The 6,357-nt window shown below is 59.4% G+C and carries 6 protein-coding genes; 3 read left to right on the forward strand and 3 right to left on the reverse strand.

Going from position 1 to position 6,357, the window contains the following annotated elements; genetic code table 11:
- Positions 1 to 224 precede the first annotated feature (224 nt).
- Both E4V01_RS24980 and E4V01_RS24985 read left to right on the forward strand, forming a co-directional pair.
- The gene (locus tag E4V01_RS24980) at positions 225 to 1,184 is read left to right on the forward strand and encodes a hypothetical protein (protein WP_135300245.1); all 960 of its coding nucleotides are present in this window, start codon (positions 225 to 227) and stop codon (positions 1,182 to 1,184) included.
- Between the two features lie 293 nt (positions 1,185 to 1,477).
- Positions 1,478 to 2,646 (forward strand): IS3 family transposase gene (locus E4V01_RS24985; RefSeq protein WP_135300246.1). Its coding sequence is split into 2 segments (ribosomal slippage): positions 1,478 to 1,742 and positions 1,742 to 2,646, totalling 1,170 coding nucleotides; the frame shifts between segments, so codons are not numbered across the junction.
- A 258-nt stretch (positions 2,647 to 2,904) separates the two neighbouring features.
- On the opposite strand, the gene E4V01_RS26795 is transcribed toward E4V01_RS24985, so the two are convergent.
- Positions 2,905 to 3,630 carry a DNA adenine methylase gene (locus E4V01_RS26795; RefSeq protein WP_135300249.1) on the reverse strand — a complete coding sequence of 242 codons (726 nt, stop codon included), beginning with the start codon at positions 3,628 to 3,630 and terminating at the stop codon, positions 2,905 to 2,907.
- A gap of 625 nt (positions 3,631 to 4,255) precedes the next feature.
- Between E4V01_RS26795 and E4V01_RS24995 the strand changes: the two genes are divergently transcribed.
- Positions 4,256 to 4,873: a plasmid pRiA4b ORF-3 family protein gene (locus E4V01_RS24995; RefSeq protein ID WP_245517709.1), complete on the forward strand. Its 618-nt coding sequence runs from the start codon at positions 4,256 to 4,258 to the stop codon at positions 4,871 to 4,873.
- A 20-nt stretch (positions 4,874 to 4,893) separates the two neighbouring features.
- Here E4V01_RS24995 and E4V01_RS25000 read toward each other — a convergent pair whose 3' ends face one another.
- A complete protein-coding gene (locus E4V01_RS25000) occupies positions 4,894 to 5,145 on the reverse strand; it encodes a hypothetical protein (RefSeq protein ID WP_135300248.1) in 252 nt (83 codons plus the stop codon).
- Between the two features lie 74 nt (positions 5,146 to 5,219).
- The gene (locus tag E4V01_RS25005; protein WP_245517710.1) at positions 5,220 to 6,023 is read right to left on the reverse strand and encodes an ImmA/IrrE family metallo-endopeptidase; all 804 of its coding nucleotides are present in this window, start codon (positions 6,021 to 6,023) and stop codon (positions 5,220 to 5,222) included.
- Positions 6,024 to 6,357: the final 334 nt, after the last annotated feature.

Here is a 6,357-nt window from a genome sequence, read left to right on the forward strand (position 1 = left end):
ACACGACGACCTCGACGCCATCGTCGCCCAGGCGCTCGCCTGGGAGGATACCCTGGCGAAGCGGAATTTGACGTGATGGGTGCCGGCCAGCCCTATCTATCGATCGCGGCTGGCTGCCCCCATGCGGTTTGAGGCATATCAGGCCTTTTTAGGCGATCGGGCAATAAATCGCCTCGTGAAAACGGGCTCCACTCAGAGGACGCTTGAAAGTGATAGTCACAATAATGTCTGAGGCGGAGACCTATGACCGCTGCAAGAGCATGCTGTTGTCTACACAGCCGCACTACATTTCGCGGATTGGCGGAACGGACACACACGCAACGCTGTGCAACTGGAACAATCATACGCACGGCGAGGGTACCGAATACAGCATCAAATACGTCAGGGAATTCAACGGATTTTATTCGTTCAACAGTGATCCCTATCTGGATTATTTTAAGTACGTTGATGTCCTCGCGGAGTGCTATCAGAAATCAGATGAGATGTTTGTAGGGGAGCAAAACCTTCTTACCCTGTATTTTCCTAACCGAATGGCGAAGGAGTATCTGTCAAAGAACGAGCAGACCATTCAAGCCTACAGATACTTCTTTGATGACCTGTTTCGCGGTCGCGACCAAGTCGTCTTCCATCCATACGATTTTGTCGAAAGGATAATTTCTAACGAACACACTCTGTTCCGACTGTTTGCAGAGGTGCTGCCTGGCAAGAAGGTTCTTGTTGTCTCTCCCTTCGGTGAGAGTCTTCAGAGCCAGTGGAGCAAGCGTCGCAAATTTTTCAAGGGCTTCGAGTATCCTGAATTTGACCTCCTAACTTATGAAACGCCTGTCACTTACTCTGGCTTACCGCGGGAGATGTATCCCGATGAAAGCTGGAATGTGACGGCGGCACGTATGGCCGAAGAGATCAGCGCCCTAGACTTCGACATCGCGCTCCTAGCCTGCGGGTCCTATGCCATGCCTCTTGGAATTCACATCCGAGACAGCTGTAAAAAGGACGCGATATATGTCGGTGGATGCTTGCAGCTCTTCTTCGGCGTAATGGGTCGCAGGTGGGCTAATCTTCCGTACTTCACCGATCAAATTAATGTTGAGAATTTTATTTTGCCTAGTGAGGGTGAAAAGTTCAAAAAGCATGCCAATGTCACCGAGGGTACGATTACGGAGGCATTTGGAGCCTACTTTTGATACAGTGAGGGCCACGCATTTGCTCCTATACAAGAGCTTAATTGTTGCTTCTTGTCTCACTGCAACAATTTGGAGCCTAGTTGTGAGCTTTCAGGAGGTTGTCCATCCGGCCTGAACCGAGGACGCTGGAGTTGCGAGGCTTCAGCGATCTCGGAGCGACCGGATGAACATCCACCAGAATGCGCGTTTGACGCCCTCGGGTCGAGAGCGCCTAGTTGCATGTTTCAATGGCCTGCCCCCTGAAAAGTGGTCCTCCCTGAGGTATGGCTTTGAGCCATGTGGAGGACGTTTTCATGGGACGGAAGAAGCATACGGCGGAAGAGATCGTCGCAAAGCTGCGTCAGGTCGATGTCTTGGTCTCTCAAGGCCGGAAGGTGGCTGAAGCAATCCGAGCCATTGAGGTAACTGAGGTCACGTATTACCGCTGGCGATCCGAGTACGGCGGCTTGAAGGGTGATCAGGTTAAGCGGCTGAAGGTTCTGGAGATGGAGAATCTGCGTCTGCGTCGGGCGATCTCCGATCTGACGTTGGAGAAGCTCATCCTGAAGGAGGCGGCTTCGGGAAGCTTCTGAGCCCGGCTCGCCGCCGGGCTTGTGTCGATCACGTCGTGGCTGAGCACGGTGTATCGGAACGCTTCGCCTGCCGTGTTCTGGGCCAGCATCGTTCGACACAGCGCAAATGCGCTGTCTTGGTCGAGGACGAAGCCGCCCTGACGGCTGCGATCATCGCGTTGGCCCTCCAGTACGGCGGTTACGGCTACCGTCGGATCACGGCGTTGCTCCGGCGCGATGGCTGGACGGTCAACGTGAAGCGGGTTGAACGGATCTGGCGGCGGGAGGGTCTCAAGGTCCCAGCGCGACAGCCGAAGCGAGCCCGCCTCTGGCTCAACGACGGCTCGTGCGTGCGCCGACGGCCGGAGCGACCCGACCACGTCTGGTCTTACGACTTCGTCGAACATCGCACGCATAACGGCCGCAAGTACCGGATGCTGAACGTGATCGATGAGTTCACTCGTGAGTGCATGGCCATCCGTGTATCACGCAAGCTGAAGGCGCACGACGTGATCGACGTCCTCTCGGATTTGTTCAGCCTGCGCGGCGTGCCGGGGCATATTCGGTCAGACAATGGCCCAGAGTTCATCGCGAAAGCTGTCCAGGACTGGATCGCAGCGGTTGGCTCGCAGACCGCCTACATCGAGCCGGGCAGTCCATGGGAAAACGGGTATTGCGAGAGCTTCAACGCGAAGCTGCGGGATGAACGCCTCAACGGCGAGGTGTTCCACACCCTCAAGGAGGCCAGCGTCGTGATCGAGCAGTGGCGGACACACTACAACAGCATCCGCCCGCACTCGTCGTTGGGCTACCAGCCGCCCGCACCAGAGGTCGTCATCTGGCCGGCAGGGCCGAGCGGCTCAGCGCCGTCCGCTCGCCCCGCCATCGTCACACGACCGACGATGCACTAACTTCAAGCCTGGGCCACCGAATGGGGGCAGGCCAGCGAGTTCGTCAGCTGCGACCGACAGGAGGGATTCCTTACCAAGCGGCTTAAGGGCGAACGCTTGCCGGAAATCTGACAAGTCGAAACCACCGAACCGAGCCGCAGCGGCCTCCAACAACTGAAGCCGCGCCTCCTGCCATGCGTGGAGGTGCGAGACGCAGAATTTGTGAATAACGAGTTCAGCCTTTTGGAGAAGTGTTCGCTCCGCAGTTTCAGCTCCCATTTATGCGCACCTTAGATGAACAGCCTCAGCTTGTGTCGTGTACGGTTCAATGACGAACAGGTATTCGTTGAATAGGGAGCGAGATCCGGGCGACGTCCGCTGCGAGCTATGCCGCCCAATACTCTCGAGATTAAGGGATTCGAAGCGCCCGAATTCGCCGATGACCGTCCGTATGTCGCCGACTGTAACATGCCCAACATCGCTGTAGGAGAGAATTATTCTGCCCGCCCCAGAGCTTGCAACAAGCTTACGAAGTGCAGCCAAGGCTCGAGACTCATAACAGAAGTCAGACGCAAGGGACTTCCAGGGTTGGAGGCCAGTCTTTCCTGATACGGCCGGTTCATCCCAGAGCGTAATGGTTTCTAACACATGGTAATAAGCTACATATTGCCGCTTTGTGTAGGGAGGATCGAAGTACGCAAGGTCTCGGCGCGAGGTCAAAATCTGGGAAGCGTCGACGTTGGTGATTGCCTTGATGCATGGTTCGGAACGGAGTTTCCGTTCTCGCAACTCTAATGGTTGGGCTGCTCTTTGACTCCAGTGCCTGAGAAAGCATCCGTAGGTTCCCGCCGTATTCGCAACCCGATTTGCGGCAACGAGCAGATCAGCAACGAGCAGGCGGGTTTCGGCTTCATCGATGAGCCCACGCGCTTTCCAAAATCCTATTCTTGATCTTATCACGTCGATCTTTGATGCGTTCTCCTCAGTGAAATATCGGCGCTCAATGGGGAGGGTTTGCCTTGAGGCGGGGCTGTATTCTCAGTGTATAAAGCCGCTCGCCAGCTCTTCAAGATTCAGCCGGGCCAGAGCTTTTCTGTATCCCCCGAGGGCAGCAAAGGAGGCTTCCCTGGCGCTGGTCAGCCGGGCAGCAGCAAGGGTGGTAGCCGAGACCAGCTGATCGTTTAGCCTGATGGGCCAGCCGCTCTCAGCGGCAGCCTGGGCGACCACGCCCGTTCCGCAGAATGCATCGACAAATGCCCCCCCGTCGGTTGACCCAAGTGAGGTACGATTCGGTCGATCACTCTTGCCTTGGAACCGAGGTAGCGGAAGCTCATCTTGAAAGGGATCTCCGCCGGACGGTTCGGGGTACGGTTGGTCGAGCGCCTACCTAGCCGCCTAGCGGTTGATATCGGATGGCTCGCATTGTTGGAATGCTGGTGACCTGGCCCTCAACAACCTTGCTCGACGGTGCCGGCAAGCGTTTCCTTCGGCGGAGGGCGTGGTTCGGCGGCCGGGCATTCACGGGGGCACCAGCTTGGAGGCCCGAGACTGAGCCAGCCCCAGTCGGTTGATCCGATGTGAGGATCGAAGGATCAATCAGTCAGAGCAACCTCCGCTGTGGGCGAGCACCATGACTGAGTTGGTCAGGACCGAGCAGATCGCTCGGCTGCGCATCACGTTGGAAGGCATCGAGCCAGCCATCTGGCGGCAGGTCGAGGTGCCCCTCAATGCGACGCTCAAGGCCCTACACGACGTCATCCAGGCGGCCTTCGGCTGGGAGGGCTACCACCTCCACCTCTTCGAAGTAGGTGAGGAGCGCTACGGCGCGCCCGACCCGGAGTGGGATGGCCTGCGGCCGCTTCGCTCGGAGAAGGCGATTTACCTCGCCACCTTGATCGAGCGCGGGATCGAGCGATTCGGCTACACCTACGACTTCGGCGACGACTGGCGTCATGAGATCGCTATTGAGGCCCTGGAGGCGGCTGATCCGGCGAAGGAGTATCCCCGCTTCCTATCCGGTGCGCGACGTGCGCCGCCCGAGGATGTTGGTGGGGTGCCGGGCTATGAGGAGTTCGTCCGAGCGATGACTCATCCGCGCCATCGGGAGCATAAGGCGATGCTGACGTGGCATGGCGGCCCCTACGATCCCGAAGACATCGGCGAGGCTGAAATCGTGGCTGCGCTCGGCAAGCAGGCGCGACGGCGGACGCTGGGTCGGGCGGCCTATCTCAAGAGCGTGGACCGCTGATCTTGCGATTAGGGACGAGCTTAGGTGAGGCCGAGATGCTCGTGGGCCTCGGCGGGCGTCATCTGCCGAATGGCTTCGTCGGAAAAGCCAAGGTCCCGCAGCTCCGTTCGTTGACGGTTCGTGATCATCAACGACACGGCAGGAGACGTTGCAGGCATGGTAGCCGTTTCGTTCGGCTTGGCGTTCTCGGCGCAGCCGACACGGTCGAGGAACGCTTCCTCTGCCGCAGCCTGATTGAGGAGCATTCGCAGATAGTCGTAGGTATATGCCATCTGCAGCCCTCCATGCCCCTCTACTGCCCATAGGGGTGCGCCAGATCAGCCCCGTAACGCCCGCTGAGTCTTGCCTAACGTCGCCGCGAGTGGAAGCGGTGACGCCAGCCTTCATCCAGCCTGCGCTCCTCCGCGCTTTCCTCCGGGACGGCTTCCAGACGCAGCAGGATCATCGCGAAACCGTTCTGCTGGAGGTACACCTGCTCGTAGAGGGACGGCGCGCGGAGGTCGCGCTTCACATCTATCCAGAGATCGGGACTGCACGCGGCGATGTTGCTCGCCACCTTCGGTCGATGCGGACTGCTGTGATAATGCGAGCGTGCCGGAACTGGGCTGCCGACCCCGCAGATGATGGCCGGGAAGGAGAGGCTGCGGTAGCACCGCTGCACCCGGCCGTTGCCGGTCACGACGATGGCGATCTGCTCAGGGTGGTGCTGCACGTAGGCCCGAGCCGCCGCCTCCTTGCTGACCGCGAAGTCGCGCGCGAGCACAAGAACGTGCTGCAGATCGGGCTCACGGAAGGCCGCCATGGCTCCCCGCAGCAGGTGCGGGGGCATCAGCATGAGGGTGGCGAAGCGGTTGGCCTCGACCTCCCTACGCTGCCGCCGATCACCCTCCCTCGCTGTGAGGCGGAGCATGTCAGAACTCTTACACAGGAACCGGCCGGCCTGATCCGGGACGTGGTGCGCTATCAGGAAATGGCCGAGTTCGTGCGCAATGGTGAAGCGGCGACGCGGTTCGCCCCCGCGCTTGACGAGGATGGTGCCCTCGGACCGCTTCGCGTCGGTCACGAGGCCCCCCTCGAACTCGTCGGTGTCGAGGTCATCGATCCTGAGAATGCCGAGGCGCGCGCACAGTTCTTGGATCGGCACGGGCACCGGGAGCTGGCTCGGCCTGTAGGATGCGTTTGACGAGCGCCTCCGGCGAGCCTGCGTCCGCGAGGTCAGTCCACCTGATCGGCATCCGCGCTGCCCCTTATTTACCCTGAGCCGAGCTATCAGGCTGTAACGCACCGGCAATCCCAAGATCGGACTGCGAGGAACTTGGTTCAGCGCTAACGCCGCTGCGCTCGGCAAGCAGGCGTGACGGCGGACGCTGGGCCGGGCGGCCTATCTCAAGAGCGAGAGGCGGCAGCAGAAGGCGGGTTGCCGCGAGAATAGTCCGATGAGGTTCAGCGGAGGGCGCTGCAAACCGAAATCGAATGTGGGCTAG

This window comes from Methylorubrum sp. Q1 (assembly GCF_004683995.1).
Lineage (GTDB): Bacteria > Pseudomonadota > Alphaproteobacteria > Rhizobiales > Beijerinckiaceae > Methylobacterium.